Raw genomic sequence first — 23,050 nt, 5'->3', positions numbered from 1 at the left:
GAAGCAAAATCAAATGTAGTAAAAATCCCTCCTAAAAAACAACTCTTATTTCAATTTATACTCATAAACATTCCCTCCTATTTTATCGGCTTTTTCGTCAGCGATAAGTAAAGTAGTATTGTCTTTAAAAACGACAGCTTCTTTTTGTGAGAAGTGATTCAGATTCAACTCTGTTTGTTTTCCTTTATGAAATAAATCTCCTTTAAAATCTTTAAACAAAACTATTTTGTCATGAGTTAATAATGCTACTTTTTTTCCATCAGGACTAATTGTCGCACTTGTTAAAACACAATGATTATAATTGCCGCAAGTTTTTAACTCGCCAATTTTCACTGCTTTCTGAGTTCCCGATGCATTCTTGATTTTGTACACAAAAGCAGTTCCGTCAAAACCTTTGCTTCTGTTTTTGGTAAAAAGATAAAAATAACCTCCGTGCTCAAAAAAACCTTCTACATCATAAAACAGTTCTTTCTTCTTTGGCGGAAATTCAGTTTGCTCGGGATAAGAAAATGAAATTTTATATTCGGCGGAAGCCAATTCTTTATTCAATTGATTTTTGGCAACTTTATAAATGCATAAATCTTTACGTTTATTATCGTTGTTTCCAAAATCGCCTATGTAAATATTTCCGGTTTTATCTTTTGTAATATCTTCCCAATCAACATTTGTCGCATTTGAGATGGTAATCGTTTTGGCTAATTTTCCTTGAGAATCTATAGCGTAAACAGCATTTTTGTTACCGCTGTCTTCCAAAGTATAAATCATATTTGTTTCGGGAAAATACGTTATTCCAGAAACTTCTTTTAATTTCTTCGGAAGCGTATAAAGCGTTTTCAAATCACTACCGGATTGCTGCTGACAAGCTAATAAAACTATTGAAACGACTACTAAAAAAGACTTTTTCATAAAATTGTATTTTTTAAAACCATGTAAGTTATATAAGTTCATAAAACCAAAAGCTCTTAAATTGATTTATATCTCTTATATGGTAAATTTTAAACCAAATTGGTGTTTTTAAAATTACGTGTAATAAACTCAAACGCTGCGTGCATGATGTGCCCCATTGATCTGGCATTTTTAAACTTCATATCATTAGTATAACGGTACAATTCCATTTTTAGCTGATCTAAATGTTCTTTGGTCGAAATGGTATCATGACACATAATATTCAGTAATTTATTGATTCTGCTTTCTGCCGAATGAATACGTTTTGCCAGAATTGCCCTTTCTTCATCTTTGTATTGAATGATAGAACGCTCTTCTAACTTCTCTTTAATTAATTTAATCATCGGATAGTTTTCTTTAAAAAACTGCGGACGATACACTTTGAAATTTCCTTCGTAACATTGCTGGTCAAAATCAATCGGACGAATTTTGTATACTACCTGATCAAAATCATGAATTGGGACAATTACATAATTATACGCTCTCATATCTCCCAATAACCGAATCATACAGCGCTCATTAAACTTTACAAACTCTTTTGCAATCTGCGCTTTTTCCATTTCGGTACATTTATCCAATAAAGTATCCATAAAAACATCACCGGGAATTCCGATAATATGTTCTTCGATCAATGTATCATTATAAACCAGAAAATTGATTTTATCCGGCGAAAGAATATCTTCCAGCTCTAATCCGTAGATTCTTGATGCATCGGCTTTTTTTATATAAAAGTGAACGTAATTGTCGTTAAGGATATTTCTAACTTTTATTCTAAAGGGTTTCGAATTTCCGAAAGTACAATAATCAATGGCATCGACATTTAGAAACTGAATGATCTCGCTATTTCCATCAGAATGCAAAAGTGAATAAATCTTTTTCAGATTTAAGTCTATTTCATTTCTTTCAAATTCGCTGTAATAAACCCGAATCCATAAAGTATCGGTTTCGTTTTTATCATAAACATTGATGGAACCCGAAAATCGCAATAAATCATCATAAAAAACAGAAACCTTCGATATACGCTCGAACCTGTCCAGATAACTTAAAAGTGATGGAATTAAAGGATATGAAGGTTTTTTTAAAACCATTAAAGGTTCGCTCATTTTATATAACTTTATTACAAATTTACATGAATATGCTGACAATACCGATTGTATATTCAATATAGTCCAATTGCATTGTACTATTTTTATATCACATCGGCATTATACCAGAAAAATTTGGGTTAAAACATAAATATAAATGGCATAAAATTAAATTTAGCGTAACAATATAGAAGTTGAATCGTCATACTAAAAACTAAAACCGAAACAAATTTGGAAACCATACTTACTATTGAGAATTTAAGCAAAAGATACGGGCGTATTCAGGCCTTAAAAAATGTATCTTTCAGCATACAAAAAGGTCATGTCTATGGCATTTTAGGCCCAAACGGAAGTGGAAAATCTACTACCTTGGGTATTGTTTTAAATGTCGTTAATAAAACATCCGGAGATTATAAATGGTTCGAAGGAAAAGTACAAACCCATGACGCCCTGAAAAAAGTGGGCGCAATTATCGAAAGACCTAACTTTTACCCTTACATGACGGCTGAGGAAAATCTTCAATTGGTTTGCAAAATTAAAAATATAAACTACTCCAAGATAAATGAAAAGCTGAATCTAGTTGGTTTAGCAGAAAGGAAAGACAGCAAATTCAGTACCTTTTCACTAGGGATGAAACAGCGTCTGGCAATTGCATCGGCACTTTTAAATGATCCTGAAATCTTGATTTTAGACGAGCCAACAAATGGTTTAGATCCGCAGGGAATTCATCAAATTCGTGATATTATAAAAGAAATCGCTTCACACGGCACTACAATTTTACTGGCATCGCATTTATTGGACGAAGTAGAAAAAGTATGTTCGCATGTTGTAGTTTTAAGAAAAGGCGAAATATTGTATTCCGGTTCAGTTGATGCCATGTCTGCAAATGAAGGTTTCTTCGAAATTGCATCAAATGACAATCTTGTTTTAAAAACAGTTTTAAACGATCATCCGGCTGTTTCCCAAATTAAAGAAGAGGATGGAAAAGTTTTAGTTTATCTGAAATCAGAATTATCAGCTTCCGATTTAAATCAGTTTTTATTCTCTAAAAACATTGTTTTAAATCATTTAGTAAAACGTAAAAACAGCCTTGAAGCACAATTCTTAGAACTAACCAAAAACGCCGCCATCCAAAAAAACTAAACCATGAAAAGACTTATCTCGATAGAATTACAAAAAATCTGGAAAAACAAAGCCAGCCGAATCCTGACATTAACCTATTTCATCTTACTTTCATTTATTGCTTTAATTGCGTCAATAAAATTTGACATTGGTCCGTTTAAATTTCATCTTGCCGAAATGGGAATTTTTAATTTTCCTTTTATCTGGCATTTTAATACGTATGTTGCAGCCTGGCTTAAATTCTTTTTGGCTATTGTAATTGTTTCTATGATGGCTAATGAATATAGCTACGGAACGCTAAAACAAAATTTAATTGACGGTTTAAGCAAAAAAGAGTTTATACTCTCTAAATTCCTTACCGTTACTCTTTTTGCTTTTACATCTACTGTTTTTGTTTTTGTAATGAGTTTAATTCTGGGCTTGTGTTTTTCATCTTATACAGAATTTGGAATTATCTTTTCTGATTTAGATTATTTATTGGCCTTTTTTGTAAAACTGACTGGTTTCTTTTCTTTCTGTTTATTTTTAGGCATTTTGGTAAAACGATCTGCATTTGCACTGGGTTTTTTATTGGTTTGGAATATTTTTGAAGCAATTATAAGAGGCGTTTTGGCTTTCCAGATTTTTCCTGACAGCAATAAAGATGAACTTATAACACAGTTTTTACCATTAGAATCAATGTCAAATTTGATCGTTAATCCTGCACCAAGATTATCTGTGGTAAAAAATATTGGAACCCAAATGGGAATCCAGACTGATAGTGATTATAGTGTACATTATCTTCCTGTTTTGATTGTTGCAATCTGGACATTTTTGTTTGTTTATTTTTCTTACAAATTATTGAAAAGTCGAGATTTATAGTATATTTGTTATACTATGAATCAAACAAGAAATTTTCTTATTATCTTTTTCTTGTGCTGTTTATCTGCAAAGATGAATGCGCAATTCATAACTATTGATGACCAAAGAACACCACAGCAACTTATTGAAGATGTTCTGGTTAATAGTTCTTGTGCCTCTGCATCAGATTCTAGAGGATTAGGAGATACTTTTAGACCGGGAAAACAGAGTTATGCGTACTTTAATGCTAATGGAAGTAATTTTCCTTTTGCTGAAGGCATTATGTTAGCTTCATCAACGGCAACAACTGCAATAGGACCTTTTGTAAGCGAATTGGTAAGCAGTGATAATATAAACTGGATTGGTGACAATGACCTTAATTTGACTTTAGGAATACAGTCTACAAACGCAACAGTTCTTGAATTTGATTTTGTGGCTTCTGCAACTTCGTTGAGCTTCAATTATATTTTTGCTTCAAACGAATATCAATTCGATTATCCATGTCTTTATTCTGATGGTTTTGCTTTTTTAATTAAAGAAGAAGGAACAGCAGATCCTTATAAAAATTTAGCAGTTTTACCAAAAACAAGTACACCAGTTTCTTCTGTAAACATTCATCCAATAATTGGGCCGGGGACAAGACCAGGTGGTATAACTTACACAGGGTGTTCTGCTTCAAACGAAAATTACTTTAATGGTTTAAACAACAATACCAGTCCCGTAAATTACGCAGGACAAACCAAAGTAATGACAGCCCAGACCAATGTTACTCCAGGTAAAAAATATCACGTTAAAATGGTCATTGCTGACGACAGAAACAGAAATCTGGAATCGGCTATTTTCCTCGAAGCTGGAAGTTTCACATCGACCATTACCTTAGGCGAAGATCGTACTATTGCTGCCAACAATCCTGCATGTTTTGGCGAAAAAATACTTTTAGACAGTAAATTAAATCCCGCTGATTATACTTTTAAGTGGTACAAAAAAACTGACCCCGCAACAACTCTTGGCACTGCCTCAACTTTTGAAGTTACAGATGCCGGAACCTATAAGATTGATGCTACAATAATTAGTGGTACATGTGTCTCGTCTGGTGAAATCAATATTGATTATGCTCCCGAAATTCTATCCACAAATACGTCTCTTTTACAATGTGATGATAATTCAGACGGAATTTCAATTTTTGATTTAACTAAAGTAAATAATATCGTAAAAAATAATGTAGCTAATATTTCTAATAAAGGATATTATGAAACATTAGCTGATGCGCAAAATAAAATCAATCCAATTGCAACGCCGGATATGTACATAAACAAAAATGCCGGTCAAATTGTTTATGCGCGAATTGAAAATATATACAATTGTTACAAAATTGCCGAAGTAACGTTGCAAATTGCGACAACTTCAATTCCAGATCCAAGTCCGATAAAAACCTGTGATGGTGATAATGTTCAGGACGGATTGTATCAATTTGATCTTAATGCAGAAGTTACTCCAATAGTTATTGCAGGACTTCCAAACACTTTAAATGCAGTCTATTATTTAACCGCCAATGATGCTTTAGCAGAAATAAATCCGTTACCCAATATTTTCAAAAATACTATCCCATTTAATCAAACCATTTTTGGCAGGGTTGTAAATGGTCCCGATTGTTATGATGTTGTAAAAGTTACCCTTGTCGTAAATACTTTTGACCCTCCTAATTTTGAGGATGAATCTAAATATGTATGTAAAAATAGCGATATAACATTGTCTGTAGCAACAGGATTTAGCAGTTATTCATGGAATACAGGAGAAACTACAAATGAATTACTTGTAAGTACTCCAGGCGATTATTCTGTAACAGTAACAAATGCTAATGGATGTCCAAAAACCAAAAAATTTAAAGTAATTTTATCAGAACCGGCAACTATTACAGATGTTACTGTAAATGATTTCTCAGGAAATGATAATTCTATTTTAATAAAATATACAGGTGTCGGAACTTATCAGTTTTCGCTTGACGGAAAAACATATCAGGACGATCCATTATTTAACGGAGTCGCTCCTGGAGTCTATAATGTTATAGCTAAGGATAAAAATGGTTGCGGTCCTTCAAACTCATTTCTGGTTTATGTATTAGATTATCCAAAATTCTTTACTCCAAACAACGACAGTTATCACGATGAATGGATTATCGAAAACTCTGATCAGTTGCCAGATTATAAGATTTTCATTTTTGACCGCTATGGTAAACTATTAAAGCAAATGAATCAAAATAGTCCGGGATGGAATGGACAATTCAACGGCCAGCAATTACCTTCTGATGACTATTGGTTTACTTTAACTTTTGATAATGGCAAATTGGTAAAAGGTCATTTTAGTTTAAAAAGATAACGAGATTAAATTCCAATCTTCAAAGTCACGGGATAAATTTCAAATTCCAATCTTGGGTTAAATTTTTCAATTCCAGATTTAAAAATTTTTAAAATAACCAATTCTAATATTCTCTAAAGAAATTCAAAACGAGCATAAAAAAAATCCCAAACTCCATAAGGAATTTGGGATTTTTATATTGAAATTTAAAGTCTAATTAGATTTTAAATCTTTTTCTATCTGTTTCTGTTAAGTAAATCTTTCTTAAACGAATAGATTTTGGCGTAACTTCAACATACTCATCTTTTTGAATGTACTCTAAAGCTTCTTCTAATGAGAAAATAATCGGAGGAATAATTCTCGCTTTTTCGTCAGCTCCAGAAGAACGTACGTTAGATTGTTTTTTCTCTTTAGTTACGTTTACACACATATCATCTCCACGAGAGTTTTCACCAATTACCTGACCTTCGTAGATTTCAGCATTTGGCTCAACGAAAAACTTACCACGATCTTGTAATTTATCGATAGAGTAAGGAATAGCTTTTCCTTTTTCCATAGAAATTAAAGAACCTTTGTTACGTCCTGCAATTTCTCCTTTGTAAGGCTCGTATCCAATGAAACGGTGTGACATGATAGCTTCACCAGCAGTAGCTGTAAGCAATTGATTACGTAATCCAATAATTCCACGAGATGGAATATTAAATTTAATAATCATACGTTCACCTTTAGTTTCCATACTCAACATTTCACCTTTACGAAGCGTAACGAATTCAACTGCTCTACCTGAAAGATTTTCTGGTAAATCGATTGTTAATTCTTCAATTGGCTCACATTTTTTACCATCGATTTCTTTGATGATAACTTGAGGCTGACCAATTTGTAACTCGTAACCTTCTCTTCTCATTGTTTCAATAAGAACAGATAAGTGAAGTACTCCACGGCCAAAAACCATGAATTTATCCGCAGAATCAGTTTCACCTAACTTCATAGCTAAGTTTTTCTCTAATTCTTTTGTCAAACGCTCTCTAATATGACGAGAAGTTACAAATTTACCTTCTTTACCAAAGAAAGGAGAGTCATTAATAGTAAACAACATACTCATTGTAGGCTCATCGATAGCAATAGATGCTAAACCTTCAGGGTTTTCATGATCAGAGATAGTATCTCCAATTTCAAAACCTTCAACACCTACAACAGCACAAATATCACCAGCAACTACTTCTGCAACTTTTTTACGTCCAAGACCTTCAAAAGTATGCAATTCTTTAATTCTTGATTTTGTTACAGTACCGTCTCTTTTTACCAAAGATATTGGCATACCTTCTTTTAAAATACCTCTTTCAAGACGACCAATAGCGATACGACCTGTAAATGCAGAGAAATCTAAAGAAGTAATTAACATTTGTGGATTTCCTTCAGAAACTTTAGGAGCAGGTACATTTTCAACAACCATATCCAATAATGCTTCAACATTATCAGTTACATTTTCCCAGTGGTCAGACATCCAGTTGTTTTTAGCAGAACCATAAACTGTTGGAAAATCTAACTGCCATTCTTCAGCACCTAATTCAAACATTAAGTCAAAAACTTTTTCGTGAACTTCTTCAGGAGTACAGTTTTCTTTATCAACTTTGTTAATAACTACGCAAGGCTTAAGACCTAAGTCAATCGCTTTTTGCAATACAAAACGAGTTTGTGGCATTGGACCTTCAAAAGCATCCACTAGCAAACATACACCATCGGCCATGTTCAAAACACGTTCTACTTCACCTCCAAAATCCGCGTGGCCAGGAGTGTCAATAATATTGATTTTTGTTCCTTTATATTGAACTGATACGTTTTTAGAAGTAATTGTAATACCTCTCTCACGCTCTAAATCGTTATTATCTAGGATTAAATCACCTGTATTTTCGTTTTCACGAAATAATTGACAGTGATACATAATTTTATCAACCAAAGTTGTTTTCCCGTGATCGACGTGGGCAATAATTGCAATGTTTCTAATAGATTCCATCTGTGATTTTTAATGGGTGCAAAGGTACACTTTATTTTGATAAAAAAAACGTTTCTGTGATAGTTTGCGTAGAGACAAGTAATTAGTACATTAAAACAGTATTAATTTAAGTGTAAATAGAACCCTTTCTATAGCCTAATTTATAGTTAATTTAACTATATTTGAGTAATGAAAAGTAAAACTCTCTTAATTACTCTCGTCTATATTATCATATCGTTATTTATGGCAATAGTCTGTCATAAAATACTTACCACTTATTTTTCAGACGTAAAATATTTCTATGTTTTCTTCATTAAAGACATTTTCTTTATTTTAACTACAGCAGTCTTTTTCAAGTACATAGTTTCAAAAAATGAAGTGAAAAACGCAACTGTTTTTGAAAAACTAAAACAAACCAACGAAGAGATCAAAGAATCTAATGAAAAATATGATATTGTAGCAAAAGCAACAAGTGATACTATTTGGGACTGGAAAATTCAGGAAGACAATATAAACTGGAATAAAGGAATAGAAGGAATTTTTGGCTACAATCCTGCTGATGTTGGAAAGACTTCAAAATGGTGGTTTGACAAAATTCATCCAGAAGACAGTATTAGAATGTCAATCAAATTATATTCTTTTATTGAGCAAAAAACTGAAAAATGGCAAGATCAGTACCGTTTTAGATGTGCTGACGGAACTTACAAATATGTATTAGACAGAGGTTTTTTATTGAAAGATGAAAACGGACGCGCAATCAGGATGATTGGAGCAATTCAGGATATTACCAAACAAAAAGAAGAAGAACAGCGATTAAAACTTTTAGAAACTGTAATTACACAATCAAAGGATTCTATTTTAATCACCGAAGCCAATTCGCTTGATCGAAAAATCCCAAGGATTGTCTATGTAAACCCTGCTTTTTCGCATATGTCGGGTTATTTATCTCATGAAATAATAGGGAAATCACCTAATATCTTCAAAGGCCCTAAATCAGATTCTGAAGAATTAAAGAAACTGTTAAGAGCTATCAAAAATGAAGAAGAATGCTTAATTGAAACCATCAGCTATACCAAGAAAAAAGAAGAATTCTGGGTTCGCTTTTCGATGATTCCAATTTTCAGTAATGAAGGGGAAATTTCGCACTGGATTTCAATACAAAGAGACATCACAGAAGAAAAGAAACTAGAAACAGAAAAAGAACATTTAATTCGCGAACTGACTCAGAACAACAAAGACTTAAAACAATTTTCCTACATTACATCCCATAATCTACGAGCTCCATTATCCAATTTGATAGGTCTTTTGAATCTTATTGAAGATATTCCAATCGAAAATCCGGAACTTGAAGAAATACTGACTGGTTTTACCAAATCGACACATTTGTTAAACGAAACCATCAATGATCTAGTTAAAGTAATCATCATCAAAGACAACCCTTCTATGCAAAAAGAAGAAGTCTCTCTAAAAGAAGTCTTCGAAAATGTTTTTAGCCAGTTGTCTTTTCAAATTGAATTACACAAACCTATCATTAAACTTAAATTTGACAAGGTTCCATTATTAAACACAAACAAAGCATATATAGAAAGCATTTTACTTAATTTGCTAACGAATTCAATAAAGTACAAATCAGAAAACAGAAAGTTAAAAATTTCTATTACCGCAGAACAAATAGACAACAAATCAATATTAACTTTTAAGGATAACGGAATAGGAATTGACTTAGAAAGAAATCGCGACAAAGTTTTCGGACTATACCAAAGATTTCATAATTACCCAGACAGTAAAGGATTAGGTTTGTACCTTGTAAAATCACAAGTTGAAACCATGGGAGGATTAATTACCATAGAAAGTGAAGTCAATAAAGGAACCACTTTTACAATAACATTTAAAAATTAACAAATATGCTTGAGCAGATTCTATGTATTGACGACGATCCAATTACATTAATGCTATGCAAAAAAGTAATTTCGAAATCGGAATTTTCGAGTGAAATTATTACGGCTCAAAATGGCGAAGAAGCACTTCATCATTTTAATACTTTAAAATACACCAACGATAAAAACAGGATAAACAAAAAACCACAACTTATTTTTCTGGATTTAAATATGCCTGTCATGGGAGGTTGGGAATTTTTAGACCATTTTACTTCTAATGCCTACGCTGAATTTAACTCTGCAAATGTTATTGTACTTTCTTCCACAATTGACCCGGAAGATTTAGCCAAAGCAAAAAAATACCCAATAATAATCGATTTTCTTTCAAAACCAATTACACAACAAATGTTGGAGTACTTAAAGAAAAAAATTAATTTTTAACCATCATAACCTGAAGTAAAAACCTTTAAGCAAGGCAATTTAAAAAGTTACAACAAAACAATTAACCTTTAAATTCAAGGATATTCTAAAACAAAAAAAAGTCCTCTAAAGAGGACTTTTTTATATATCTATCAAATTGTAGTTAATTACAATTTAGCAACATGTTTAGTTAATTTAGACTTCAAGTTTGAAGCTTTATTATCATGAATGATGTTCTTTTTAGCTAATTTATCAATCATAGAGATTACAGTTGATAATTTAGAAGCTGCATCAGATTTATCAGTAGCTAATCTTAAAGCTTTAATAGCGTTACGAGTAGTTTTATGTTGGTATCTGTTAAGAACTCTTCTTTTTTCGTTACTTCTGATTCTTTTTAATGCTGACTTATGATTTGCCATTTTTCTTTAATTTTAGATGTAATAATTATTATAAATACTAGTTAAAAAAGAAAAACCTCCCACAATTGCAGAACAATCACTTTGGTTTTAACTAATAAAATAAAAATCGAGACACCAATTCTTATTTTACAAAACTTATTTACAACTAATTTTTGTAGTCTGTAAGGGAATCGAACCCCTGTTACCAGGACGAAAGCCTGGAGTCCTAACCCCTAGACGAACAGACCAGCTTCCTTCTAAGTTTTCTTCAATTTAAATAAAATTGAAATTGTAGTCCGTGGGGGAATCGAACCCCCCTTACCAGGATGAAAACCTGGCGTCCTAACCGATAGACGAACGGACCTAAATTTTCCAAGTTTGGAAACTTTTCAACATGTATAATAACTTGTAGTCCGTGGGGGAATCGAACCCCCCTTACCAGGATGAAAACCTGGCGTCCTAACCGATAGACGAACGGACCGCGCTTCTGTATTGCGGATGCAAAGATACATCTATTTTTTAGTTGCGCAACACCTAACGCAAAAAAATCAATATTTTTTTAATACGCCTTAGCAAAAAGCACTCTTTTAGAAGAAGGATTCCCAGTAAAAACGCAGGTTCCCGCCTCTTCAACAGCATCCAAAGGGATACAACGAATCGTTGCTTTTGTCAAATCTTTTATCTTCTCTTCAGTCGCAGCTGTACCATCCCAATGAGCTGACACAAAACCACCTTTACCTTCTAAGATTTCTTTAAACTCCTCAAAATTATTCACTTCCGTAATATGCGTATTACGATAGTCTAATGCTTTGTTAAATAAATCAGATTGAATCTGCTCCAACAAATCATTTATATAATTTACGATTCCGTCTGCAGCAACTACTTCTTTTGTCAAAGTATCACGTCTTGCAACTTCAAAAGTTCCGTTTTCTAAATCTTTTGGCCCAACTGCAATTCGAACAGGTACACCTTTCAATTCCCATTCAGCAAATTTGAATCCTGGCTTTTGAGTCGTTCTGTCGTCATACTTAACAGAAATCTTCAGCTTTCTTAATTTTGCAGTTAAATCATTTACAGCAGTTGTAATTTCAGCCAATTGCTCGTCTGTTTTATGTATTGGCACAATCACAACTTGTATTGGAGCTAAATTTGGAGGCAACACCAATCCCTGATCATCAGAGTGCGTCATTACTAAAGCCCCCATTAAACGAGTAGAAACTCCCCATGAAGTCCCCCATACATGTTCTTGTTTTCCTTCAGCATTAGCAAACTTAACATCAAAAGCTTTTGCAAAGTTTTGGCCCAAAAAGTGAGAAGTTCCAGCCTGCAATGCTTTTCCGTCCTGCATTAAAGCTTCAATACAATATGTTTCATCTGCACCGGCAAAACGTTCTGTTTCAGTTTTAATACCTTTAACAACAGGAATTGCCATGAAGTTCTCAACAAAATCAGCATAAACATTCATCATTTTCTCAGATTCCTCAATAGCTTCTGCTTTTGTAGCATGTGCCGTGTGACCTTCCTGCCATAAAAATTCAGCAGTTCTCAAAAACAAACGTGTACGCATTTCCCAACGCACCACATTCGCCCATTGATTAATCAACAAAGGCAAATCCCTGTAAGACTGCACCCATCCTTTATATGTAGACCAAATAATCGCTTCACTTGTAGGTCGTACAATAAGCTCTTCTTCCAGTTTAGCATTTGGATCAACCATAAGCTTTCCTGGTTTATCCGGATCATTTTTTAATCTATAATGTGTTACAATAGCACATTCTTTTGCAAATCCTTCTGCATTTTTTTCTTCCGCTTCAAACATGCTCTTCGGCACAAATAAAGGGAAGTATGCATTTTGATGCCCTGTTTCTTTAAACATTCGATCTAACTCCGCCTGCATTTTTTCCCAAATAGCATATCCGTAAGGTTTAATAACCATACATCCTCTAACTCCCGAGTTTTCAGCTAGATCTGCTTTTACAACCAGTTCATTATACCATTTTGAATAATCTTCTGATCTTGTAGTGAGGTTCTTACTCATATTGAATAGTTTGGCACAAATTTTGTTTTAATAATTTTAACTAAATAGTTTGACAAAACTAACTATTTTTGTAATGTGCAACAATAAAAAACACTACAGATATGAAAACTTCTACTTATCTCCGCCAAAACTCACTTCATTTTTACGCAATTGGATTAGTGAGTTTTCTACTGGTATCGTGTGGTTCTTACCAAAATTCTTCTTATCATGACAATGATGGAGTTTACGGAGGATCTACAAGCACGTATACTCAAACAAATACCACAAACGCAAACAATCAATATAAGGATTACTTCAAATCATTACAGAACGACGGTCAGCCAACTGAAATTTTTACAGATGTTGACAACTACGGTAATTATGCCCAAAATGACAGTACTCAAACTGCCGCAACAGCATATCCTGCGTGGGGAAGTAGCAGTTCAGACGTCTCTGTAAATGTTTACTCTGACCCAATGTGGTCATTTGGAATTGGATTTGGTTGGGGCTACCCTTATTATGGTTACGGATGGGGCTATCCTTATTACGGATGGGGTTACCCAGGATGGGGCTATCCGGGTTGGGGTTACCCAGGTTGGGGCTATCCAGGTTACGGATATGGCTATTACGGAAATTATTCTTATAGTTATGGAAGAAGAGGATCTGCAGCTTACTACGGTTCAAGAGGATATTCCACAAGAAATTCATCTTATGCCGGAAGAAATTACGCTGGTAGAAACTATGCCGGAAGAAATGACTATTCTACCAATAGAAATAGCTACACCAACAGAAGCAGTGCCAACTATTCAGATTACAGAAGAAGCTCTTCTGCGAATGGCAGAACCTATTCAAGCCCTACATTTACCAACAGAAGAAGCAGCACTTCAGGTCAAAACAGCACTTATGATTATTCAAACAGAAGATCTAGTAGCAGCCCAAGTACTTCGACTAACAGAAGTTATTACAACAACTCAAACAGCAGCTCTTCCAGAAGCTACTCTCCTAGCCCATCTCGTTCAATGAACAGTAGCGGTGCAAGTATGAGATCGTCTGGCGGCGGTGGCGGTGGCGGAAGATCTTACGGAGGCGGAGGTGGAGGCGGAAGAAGATAATTCTTTCCTCTCAAATCGATAATCATTAAAAATTAACCAAAATGAAAAAAATATTCTTCCTACTTATCACAGGACTAACTGTTAGCGCCTCCTATTCTCAGGAAGTATCTGACGCTGTGAGGTATTCCCAAGACAATCTAACCGGAACTGCACGATTCAGAGCCATGAGTGGTGCATTTGGAGCACTTGGAGGCGATTTATCAGCGATAACAGTTAATCCGGCGGGATCTGCTGTATTTTCTAATAATCAAATTGGATTCACCTTTAGCAATCAAAACATAAAAAACAATTCCAATTATTTTGGCACTAACACTACCGATAAAGAAAACTCTTTTATCTTAAATCAGGCTGGTGGTGTTTTTGTTTTTCATGATCATAACCCAAATAATAATTGGAAAAAAATTGCGATTGGAGCTACTTATGAAAACACAAATAACTTTAATAACGAAATTTTCTCAGCAGGAACAAACCCAAGAAATTCAGTTGACAAATATTTCTTAGCTTATGCAAATGGAATCCCTTTGGGAGATATTACCGGTATTCCTTACAGAGATATGTTTTATGATGAACAACAAGCTTATTTTGGCTATAAGGGATATGTAATTAATCCCGTGAATCCAAACGACAGTAACAACACTCAATATACTTCTGCTGTTCCGGCTGGTGGCAATTATTATCAGGAAAACAGCATTTATACAAGTGGCTACAATAGCAAATTAAGCTTTAACATTTCTACATCATTTAAAGACAGACTTTTTTTAGGAGCAAATTTAAATGCCCATATTACAGACTACAGACGTTCTAGCAGTTTTTACGAGGACAATGATAATCCGCTGGTACCTGGAGAAACAATATCAAACCTTCGTTTTAACAATGACCTGCATACTTACGGAAACGGTTTTTCTTTTCAATTAGGAGCAATCGTAAAAGCAACTGAAGCTTTAAGACTTGGTGTAACATATGAATCTAATACTTGGTACGAACTTTACGATGAAGTAGCTCAAAGCTTATCTACAACAAGACAAGCCAATGGCGGACAATCGAAAAATGAATTTATAAATCCGAACATTATAAACGTTTACGACTCTTATACTTTACAAACCCCCGGAAAATTTACATTTAGTGGTGCATACGTATTTGGAAAATATGGACTTATTAGTGTTGATTACGCCATCAAGGATTACGGAAACACTAAATACAAACCAACAAACGATCCTGGCTTTAAAGGATTAAACAACGACATGAGCAACCAATTAACTTCAAATGGTGAATTAAGAATTGGCGCTGAATATAAAATTAACAGATTAAGCCTACGTGGAGGATACCGTTTTGAAGGAAGTCCGTATAAAAACAAAACTACAATTGGCGACTTAAACAGTTATTCTGCAGGTTTAGGATATAGTTTCGGAGCAACTAAAATAGATTTAGCTTACTCTTTTTTAGAAAGAGAAACCAATCAAGGCTTTTTTGAAAAAGGATTTACCGATGGCGCTAACATTCAATCAAAACTGAATAATGTAACTATGACTTTATTATTTGAATTGTAATTAAGAATCAAAATAGATGAATGAAAATTTCCGTCAGACCTTACTGACGGATTTTTTTTTATTTAACAAAAATCAAGTCTTTTAATTTCGGTTCTTACATTCAAAAATCATAAAAAACACAACAAACAAAGGAAATAGCAATACAAAAAACACCTAAAAGAAACCTAAATAAGCGGTGTTTGAATAAAAAAGTGTAATTTTGCACTCCAATTTATAAAAGTATGAGAACCAAGTCTTTAAAAAAGAACAAAATTAACGTCATCACTCTTGGATGTTCGAAAAATGTATATGACAGTGAAGTCCTTATGGGACAGCTGCGTGCTAATGGAAAAGAAGTTGAACATGAAGCTCCTGCAGAAAAAGAAGGAAACATTATCGTAATAAACACTTGTGGCTTTATTGATAACGCAAAAGCGGAATCAGTAAACATGATTTTGGAATATGCTGATAAAAAAGACAAAGGTCTTGTAGATAAAGTTTTCGTAACTGGATGCTTATCTGAGCGTTACAGACCAGATCTAGAAAAAGAAATTCCGAATGTAGATCAATATTTTGGTACAACTGAATTACCTCAACTATTAAAAGCATTAGGAGCAGATTACAAACATGAACTTTTGGGAGAACGTTTAACTACAACTCCTAAAAACTATGCCTATCTTAAAATTGCCGAAGGTTGCGACAGACCCTGTAGTTTTTGTGCAATTCCTTTAATGAGAGGTTCTCACGTTTCTCAACCTATTGAAAAATTAGTTAAAGAAGCGCAAGGTTTAGCTAAAAATGGCGTAAAAGAATTAATCTTAATTGCTCAGGATTTAACTTATTATGGTCTTGACATTTACAAAAAGAGAAATCTTGCAGAACTTTTGGAAGAATTGGCAAAAGTTGAAGGTATCGAATGGATTCGTTTACATTACGCTTACCCAACTGGTTTCCCGATGGACGTTTTAGAATTGATGAAACGTGAACCAAAAATTTGTAATTATATTGATATTCCATTACAACATATTTCAGATTCTATTTTGAAATCGATGCGTCGTGGTACAACTCAGGCAAAAACAACTCAATTATTAAAAGATTTTAGAGCTGCTGTTCCAGGAATGGCAATCAGAACTACTTTAATTGTTGGATATCCTGGAGAAACGCAGGAGGATTTTGAAATATTGAAAGATTTTGTTCAGGAAATGAAGTTTGACAGAATGGGATGTTTTGCTTATTCTCATGAAGAAAACACGCATGCTTATTTATTAGAAGATGATGTTCCGGACGATGTTAAGCAAGCAAGAGCAAATGAAATCATGGAATTGCAATCGCAAATTTCATGGGATTTAAATCAGGAAAAAATTGGACAGGTTTACAAATGTATCATCGACAGAAAAGAAGGTGCTCATTTTGTAGGTAGAACAGAATTTGACAGCCCTGATGTTGACAACGAAGTTTTGATTGATGCTTCTAAACATTACGTAAAAACGGGCGAATTTGTTAATATCAAGATAATTGAGGCTACAGAATTTGATTTATACGGAGAACCTGCTTAAATTTACCTAAACAATTGTTAACTTAAGACATCATACTTTTATGAAACCTACTCAATCTTTATTTCTTTTGGTTTTTACCATATTCTTTTTCAATGCTGCTTCGGCACAATATGGAAACGGATATAATAATGGATATGGCGGCGGAGGATACGGCGGTGGCTACGGAAGAGGCGGCGGAATGGACAGAAGTATGGTTCCAGGTCAGCAACCGCAAGGATCACAAGCTAAACCTAAAGAAACTCCTGTTGAAGAAACAGCCGGAATGATTGTTGAACAGATGAAACCTGTAGTAAATCTTGATGAACTTCAGGCTATTGCAATTTCAAATGTTTTGGCTGACAGTTTAAGAGAACAAGGTATTTTATTAAAAAACGAAAGTAGTAGTCAGGATCAAAAAATCGAACAAATTAAAGCTTTAAGAGAAAGTACTACTAAAAAGATAACTGCTTTTTTAAATCCTGATCAGGTAGAAAAATACACGAATTTTATGGCTGATTTAAAAGAAATCAAAAAGCCTAAGTCAAAAAAGAAAAAAGACTCTAAAGAGAACAAAGAAGAAGCAAAACAAGAAACAGAAGCACCAAAAGAATAATTGTTTTTAACCCCATCTTTAAATAAAAAAAATCATGGCAAAAAGACTTTTTAGTTATTTGATTTTAGCAATTGTCATTACTTCTTGCTCAACAAATCCATACAAGACCACCGAAAAAGCTTACGATCAGCAGCTTAAAACACTAGAAGGTCAGATTACAAGTAAAGAACCACAACCTATTCCTGCAATTAGTCCGGTAGTTATTGATACTACTTACGCGCAACAACTGGGAATTGTAAAAGACACGTTATCTAAAACGGGTTCGACTCTTTTATTGAATGGTATAAATACCGAATGGATTGGAACTGTTAATTTCAATCTGAGAAAACCTAGCTTTATTATTATACATCATACAGCTCAGGATTCTCTAAAACAAACTATAAATACATTTACAAAAACCAAAACACAGGTTAGTGCCCATTATATAATTTCCGAAAATGGAAAAGTGGTTCAGATGCTAAATGATTATTTAAGAGCTTGGCACGCAGGTGCATCTACATGGGGGAAAAACACAGACATCAATTCAAGCTCAATTGGAATTGAACTTGACAATAATGGTTTTAAACCTTTTACTGAAACACAAATAAGCAGCTTAGTTGCTCTTTTAACAAAACTGAAAAAAGATTACAACATTCCAACTCAAAATATATTGGGACATTCTGATATTGCTCCGGGAAGAAAACAAGATCCAAGCGCTTTATTTCCATGGAAAACCTTAGCAGAAAAAGGATTTGGCATCTGGCCGGATGAAGTTTTAGAAGAAGCTCCTTTTGATTTTAAAATTGAGCCTGCTTTGAGAATTATTGGTTATAACACCAAGAATCTTTCGGCAGCGATTCAGGCTTTCAAATTGCATTATATTCAAACCGATGCAACTGCAACTTTAGATAGAAAAACGATTGATACTATTTATTCGATTTACAAAAAACAGGTTCAATAGTAATTCTGTAAAAAAATATACAAGAGGCTGTTTTTAATGAACAGCCTCTTTTTTTTATTCCCTTTATCCTACTATTTAATAGCACACAGATGACGCGGATTAAACAGATTATCGCTGTTTTTTTTGCATCTGTGCTAACCAGTTTAATCCGCGTCATCTCCGTGCCATTTCAAGATCTTGATTCCGGAAAGACAAATTCTTTATCACAGTAAAAAGACGCACTGCTGTGTGTCTCTACAAAAGAAAACAAATCACCATCAAACTTGAAACTTGAAACTTGAAACAAATAAAAAAGCTGCCAAAACATAAGTATGTTTCGACAGCTCCAAAAAAAAAAAAAAATATCAATCTTTATCTCTAGAAAGAGTATGTTGTAGCAATTAAGGCATAGAACGAACCACCGGTTGGCAATGCATCTTTATCTAAAAAGATATCTTCAGAAGCAGCGTCGTATCTTAATTCTGGTATTATAGTCAATTTTCCAACTTTATAATTTAAAGAAACTGTATTTGCAAAAACATTAGAACCTGTTAAAGTACCTAAACTTGGCGCAGCATCTTTAGCATCAAAATATTCCATTCTGTAGGCTAATAAAAGCGATGGATTAAATGTATAGTTTGCATATCCTACTAATGAAAACCATTCACCATCTAATACACTATCAAAATCATTTTTAGTTTTTGCATAAGTTGCATTAAAACCTAAAGCAAATGAATCATTCAGCGTTTTTGATGCTACAAAATCTATCTGCGTTTTGTTTTCATCTGATGCCGGGTTACTGCTTCCTGATGTAAAGTTCAAATAAGCACTTCCTGTATCACCAATATATCCAACTTGTCCGATATATGTCTTTTGACTAGATCCGGCATCCATTGCAGATTTAAAATCTGTTGGATTGGTTATACCAAACATAGCGGTAAATTTCCCTGAAGTATATTGTGCTTTTACTCCGGTATTAAAAAATGGCCCGTATGAGAAAGCATAAGACATACTGTAGTTTTTATTATCTACGGCATCCAAAACTTCATATCCTATATGTGTTCCAAAACTACCTGCAACAACTTTGAATTTATCTGTTACCTGGTAAGTGAAAAATAATTGTTTAATTAAAAATTTAGCATTTATATCTTTATCTGTTGTTTCATTATATGAAAATTCGCCTGCTCTTTTCCCGAATCCTAAGTCTACAAAAACAGAAGCTTTCCCGAAGGTATGCCCCGCTTCTACAGATGCCATTCCTAATTCAAATGAATCCTGAGAGTTGGTAAAGCTCGTTAATCCATTCATTTGTTTAGAAAAATCATATTTATAGTAAGCATCCGCTGATCCGCCCCAGGTTGTTGCCGGAGAAGTTGACGTTTCACTATCTTCTTGGGCAAAAGCAAAAGAACTCGTTAACATTACGGCTAAAATGTGTAATACTTTTTTCATGTGTAAATTGGTTTTTGGTTATTATTTGATTTTGGTTAGTTAATCTTTATATATCTTCAATAAATAGCAAATTGTTACTTCTAAAACCGGTAATCTCTCCCTAAAACCTCTTCATTTTCATTAGCGAATTTATTAACTTTTGTATGAGTAGAATAATCGAAAACTACTTTTTTGGCATTTTGAATGCAGAATTATGGATTACAAAAATTAAAGCATCAATAATCTTTATTTGACATTAATACCGAATCATTTTTAAAAAATCAACAACACAAAAACGCCTTTAAAACTCAAAAAACAATACTAAAAGTAAATTTACATTCAAAAAAAGCCCTATTTAACCAATAAAACAAACTTTAAAACAGCATAACCCCTAAAATTTATAGGGGTGTAATCAAAAAATACAAAAATTAAAAAATAGCACTTTAAATTAACCATACAGCCATAAAACAAATTTCAAACTGTAAAAATTCCTACAAAAATAGATTCAAAACCAATTGCTAACAGACACTCTATAACTATGACATTTCAATTGCAAACAATCAATTTTATATCATCTTAAAAAAAAAGCCTGTTCATATTCTGAACAGGCTTTATCATATAAAACTATTTATTATCTACTCTTGTGCATTATACTTTCTTAAAAACTCGCGTACTTTAATTCCTGATTCTTTCAAATCATCATCTTTCCATTTCCCTTCTGATTTCGCAGATTTTTTTAAGATTGAACAAGTTTCCTCTTTATCTGAAACCGACCATGTAATCCAGCTGAGTTTTTTAGCTTCCATCCAATCAATATAATCCTGCCACGCTTTTATATTTAACGGACCATCACCAGAAGCTTCCATTCCGGCAGATTCAGAAATAAAAACAGGAAGACCACTTTTTATTGCGGCATCTGTTCTGTCTCTTAATTCTTTGCCATGTGTAGCTGCATAAAAATGCATGGTATACATTATATTAGTATACCCAACAATTGGATCTGCAGCAGGAAGATCAATATCCTGATCCCAATGCGGACAGCCTACCAAAATAATATTATTTGGGTCGTTTTTTCTAATTACCTGAATTATTTCCTCGGCATAATTTTTAACTTCCCACCAGGTTTCATAATCTGGCTCATTAAACACCTCATATATTATATTGGGATGTTTTGCATACTTTTTAGACATTTCATCAAAAAAAGCTGTTGCTTCCTTGAGGTTAATATTATGACTGTGCCAATCGATAATTACATAAATATCTGATTTTATTGCTCCATTTATAACCGCTTCAATTTTTTCTTTAGAAAATTGAGGATCTTTCATATAAGAATACTCTCCAAGTTCAATTCCCATTGCTGCACGAACAACATTGCAATTAAAATCTTTCTTTAACCAACTAACTGCTTTTTCGTTATAAAATCGTGGCCACATACTATGCCAGCCAAAACTTAAACCTCGTAAAACAATTGGCTCATTATTTTTATCTACTAATTGTGTTCCGCTAACACTTAGCTGCCCATGTTTCTTTACAAATTGTGCTTGCAGAATGCAAATACTAAATAGTAATGCAACAGTAAAAAATATCGCTTTTGGTTTCATATTTAAGATTTAAGGAATTAATCTAATTGTAATTACATCGTGAGAAGCAAGTTCTGAAATAAAACTCTTTTTAGTTGTTCCAACCTCCTTATTCTTCCAAAGATCTTTTATTCTATAGGTTACTTTATTAAAATCGGCGTCGTAACCAAAATCAGCATCTTTAATAGTATTCTTTTTAAAGTCGAAATTTATTTTCTTAGAAACATCGCTTCTATTTAAGAAAGTAATCGCCCAATTTTCATCAGTCAATGGTTTTACCCAAACTTCCAGTCCATCTTCTGCCGCATATTTAAAACCCTGAATCCCTAATTTATCCTGATTTATAGCAATTAAATCTTTGTTTGTTAAAATAGCCAGCGTTTCTTTAGACATTTTTCTATAATCATTTCCTGTAAATAAAGGAGAAGCGAGCATACACCACATTGCAAAATGAGCTTTATCTTCTGTGTCATTCATTTCATTTCCTACTTCCATCATATCAAAATCATTCCAATGATCGGGACCTGAATATTTACGAATGTCTTTTCGCATTTCGGCAATTTTCATAAATCCCCAAGAAGACCAGTTTTCCGGATGTTTAAACTCGCAATCAAAGCAAGGATAAATATCTCCGGAAATTCTCCAAAGATTTCCAACCGGTTTACCCCACTCCCATGGCTGATTGTCTCCCCATTCGCAAAGACTGAAAACAATTGGTCTTCCTGCCGTTTTTAGAGCATTACTCATTGTAGTATACGCTTCCGGAGCGGTAATTCCTTTTGTATTACACCAATCGTATTTAAGAAAATCAATTCCGAGTTTAGCATAAAAGCGAGCATCCTGATATTCATAACCACGAGTTCCGGGATAGCCGGCGCAGGTTTGAGTTCCGGCACAATTATACAAACCAAATTTTAAACCTTTATTGTGTACATAATCTATTACAGCTTTCATTCCGTTAGGAAATTTAACCGGATCAGGAACTAAATCTCCATTTGCATCACGCTCTTTGGTCATCCAGCCATCATCTAACACAATATAATTATAACCTACTGCTGCCAAACCCGATGAAACCATGATATCTGCGGTTTCTTTTACCAGTTTTTCATCAATATTGGTAGCAAAAGTATTCCATGAATTCCATCCCATAGGCGGAGTCATAGCCAAACCTTCAAATTTTCCTCCTGTTTGATTGTGTGTATTTCCTTGTCCAAAACTTAAACCTGACACAAACAAAATCACTAGCGAAATAATCTTTTTCATCATTAAAATTTCAATAATT

General features: G+C 33.7%; 18 protein-coding genes and 3 tRNA genes. 10 read left to right on the top strand and 11 right to left on the bottom strand.

Annotated features, from left to right (window positions below; genetic code table 11):
* Positions 1 to 45: 45 nt before the first annotated feature.
* Both KHA98_RS10820 and KHA98_RS10815 read right to left on the bottom strand, forming a co-directional pair.
* Entirely contained in the window at positions 46 to 906 is an 861-nt protein-coding gene (locus tag KHA98_RS10820; protein ID WP_213257942.1) for an SdiA-regulated/phytase-like domain-containing protein, read from the bottom strand.
* An 89-nt stretch (positions 907 to 995) separates the two neighbouring features.
* Complete coding sequence (locus KHA98_RS10815) at positions 996 to 2,048, bottom strand: hypothetical protein (protein ID WP_213257941.1); 1,053 nt, start codon at positions 2,046 to 2,048, stop codon at positions 996 to 998.
* A gap of 213 nt (positions 2,049 to 2,261) precedes the next feature.
* Between KHA98_RS10815 and KHA98_RS10810 the strand changes: the two genes are divergently transcribed.
* The 3 genes from KHA98_RS10810 (at position 2,262) to KHA98_RS10800 (ending at position 6,368) form a co-directional block, all read left to right on the top strand.
* A complete protein-coding gene (locus KHA98_RS10810) occupies positions 2,262 to 3,173 on the top strand; it encodes an ABC transporter ATP-binding protein (protein WP_213257940.1) in 912 nt (303 codons plus the stop codon).
* Between the two features lie 3 nt (positions 3,174 to 3,176).
* Positions 3,177 to 4,013, top strand: coding sequence for an ABC transporter permease (locus KHA98_RS10805; RefSeq protein WP_213257939.1), 837 nt, complete (start codon positions 3,177 to 3,179; stop codon positions 4,011 to 4,013).
* Between the two features lie 72 nt (positions 4,014 to 4,085).
* Complete coding sequence (locus KHA98_RS10800; protein WP_246522292.1) at positions 4,086 to 6,368, top strand: choice-of-anchor L domain-containing protein; 2,283 nt, start codon at positions 4,086 to 4,088, stop codon at positions 6,366 to 6,368.
* Positions 6,369 to 6,564: 196 nt separating this feature from the next.
* On the opposite strand, the gene typA is transcribed toward KHA98_RS10800, so the two are convergent.
* Entirely contained in the window at positions 6,565 to 8,361 is a 1,797-nt protein-coding gene (gene typA, locus KHA98_RS10795) for a translational GTPase TypA (protein WP_213257937.1), read from the bottom strand.
* A 222-nt stretch (positions 8,362 to 8,583) separates the two neighbouring features.
* Between typA and KHA98_RS10790 the strand changes: the two genes are divergently transcribed.
* On the top strand, positions 8,584 to 10,239 hold the full coding sequence (locus KHA98_RS10790; RefSeq protein ID WP_246522290.1) for a PAS domain-containing sensor histidine kinase: 1,656 nt from the start codon (positions 8,584 to 8,586) through the stop codon (positions 10,237 to 10,239).
* A gap of 5 nt (positions 10,240 to 10,244) precedes the next feature.
* Positions 10,245 to 10,658 (top strand): response regulator, encoded by a 414-nt coding sequence (locus tag KHA98_RS10785; protein WP_213257935.1) that lies wholly within the window; start codon positions 10,245 to 10,247, stop codon positions 10,656 to 10,658.
* A 146-nt stretch (positions 10,659 to 10,804) separates the two neighbouring features.
* On the opposite strand, the gene rpsT is transcribed toward KHA98_RS10785, so the two are convergent.
* The 5 genes from rpsT to proS form a co-directional block, all read right to left on the bottom strand.
* Positions 10,805 to 11,056 carry a 30S ribosomal protein S20 gene (gene rpsT / locus KHA98_RS10780; protein ID WP_041517133.1) on the bottom strand — a complete coding sequence of 84 codons (252 nt, stop codon included), beginning with the start codon at positions 11,054 to 11,056 and terminating at the stop codon, positions 10,805 to 10,807.
* 155 nt (positions 11,057 to 11,211) lie between these two features.
* A tRNA-Glu gene (locus KHA98_RS10775) sits at positions 11,212 to 11,283 on the bottom strand.
* A gap of 44 nt (positions 11,284 to 11,327) precedes the next feature.
* Positions 11,328 to 11,399: transfer RNA gene (locus tag KHA98_RS10770), tRNA-Glu, on the bottom strand.
* Positions 11,400 to 11,444: 45 nt separating this feature from the next.
* Positions 11,445 to 11,516, bottom strand: a tRNA-Glu gene (locus KHA98_RS10765).
* Between the two features lie 78 nt (positions 11,517 to 11,594).
* Positions 11,595 to 13,073 (bottom strand): proline--tRNA ligase, encoded by a 1,479-nt coding sequence (proS, locus tag KHA98_RS10760; protein WP_213257934.1) that lies wholly within the window; start codon positions 13,071 to 13,073, stop codon positions 11,595 to 11,597.
* Positions 13,074 to 13,174: 101 nt separating this feature from the next.
* On the opposite strand from proS, the gene KHA98_RS10755 reads away from it, so the two are divergent.
* The 5 genes from KHA98_RS10755 (at position 13,175) to KHA98_RS10735 (ending at position 18,778) form a co-directional block, all read left to right on the top strand.
* Positions 13,175 to 14,164, top strand: a complete 990-nt coding sequence (locus KHA98_RS10755) for a hypothetical protein (RefSeq protein ID WP_213257933.1) — start codon at positions 13,175 to 13,177, stop codon at positions 14,162 to 14,164.
* Positions 14,165 to 14,205: 41 nt separating this feature from the next.
* Positions 14,206 to 15,711, top strand: a complete 1,506-nt coding sequence (locus KHA98_RS10750; RefSeq protein WP_213257932.1) for an OmpP1/FadL family transporter — start codon at positions 14,206 to 14,208, stop codon at positions 15,709 to 15,711.
* Between the two features lie 221 nt (positions 15,712 to 15,932).
* On the top strand, positions 15,933 to 17,246 hold the full coding sequence (gene rimO, locus KHA98_RS10745; RefSeq protein WP_213257931.1) for a 30S ribosomal protein S12 methylthiotransferase RimO: 1,314 nt from the start codon (positions 15,933 to 15,935) through the stop codon (positions 17,244 to 17,246).
* 40 nt (positions 17,247 to 17,286) lie between these two features.
* Positions 17,287 to 17,838, top strand: coding sequence for a hypothetical protein (locus KHA98_RS10740; protein WP_213257930.1), 552 nt, complete (start codon positions 17,287 to 17,289; stop codon positions 17,836 to 17,838).
* Between the two features lie 34 nt (positions 17,839 to 17,872).
* On the top strand, positions 17,873 to 18,778 hold the full coding sequence (locus KHA98_RS10735) for an N-acetylmuramoyl-L-alanine amidase (RefSeq protein WP_213257929.1): 906 nt from the start codon (positions 17,873 to 17,875) through the stop codon (positions 18,776 to 18,778).
* Between the two features lie 357 nt (positions 18,779 to 19,135).
* Here the strand turns inward: KHA98_RS10735 and KHA98_RS10730 are convergent, their stop codons facing one another.
* From KHA98_RS10730 to KHA98_RS10720, 3 genes are all read right to left on the bottom strand, one after another.
* Positions 19,136 to 20,209 carry an outer membrane beta-barrel protein gene (locus KHA98_RS10730; protein WP_213257928.1) on the bottom strand — a complete coding sequence of 358 codons (1,074 nt, stop codon included), beginning with the start codon at positions 20,207 to 20,209 and terminating at the stop codon, positions 19,136 to 19,138.
* 614 nt (positions 20,210 to 20,823) lie between these two features.
* Positions 20,824 to 21,789, bottom strand: coding sequence for a glycoside hydrolase family 5 protein (locus tag KHA98_RS10725; protein ID WP_213257927.1), 966 nt, complete (start codon positions 21,787 to 21,789; stop codon positions 20,824 to 20,826).
* Between the two features lie 9 nt (positions 21,790 to 21,798).
* The gene (locus KHA98_RS10720; RefSeq protein ID WP_213257926.1) at positions 21,799 to 23,031 is read right to left on the bottom strand and encodes a glycoside hydrolase family 27 protein; all 1,233 of its coding nucleotides are present in this window, start codon (positions 23,029 to 23,031) and stop codon (positions 21,799 to 21,801) included.
* Between the last annotated feature and the right edge of the window lie 19 nt (positions 23,032 to 23,050).

The organism is Flavobacterium branchiicola (genome assembly GCF_018383905.1).
GTDB classification, from domain to species: Bacteria; Bacteroidota; Bacteroidia; order Flavobacteriales; family Flavobacteriaceae; genus Flavobacterium; species Flavobacterium branchiicola.
This window is presented reverse-complemented; position numbering and strand designations above follow the sequence as displayed.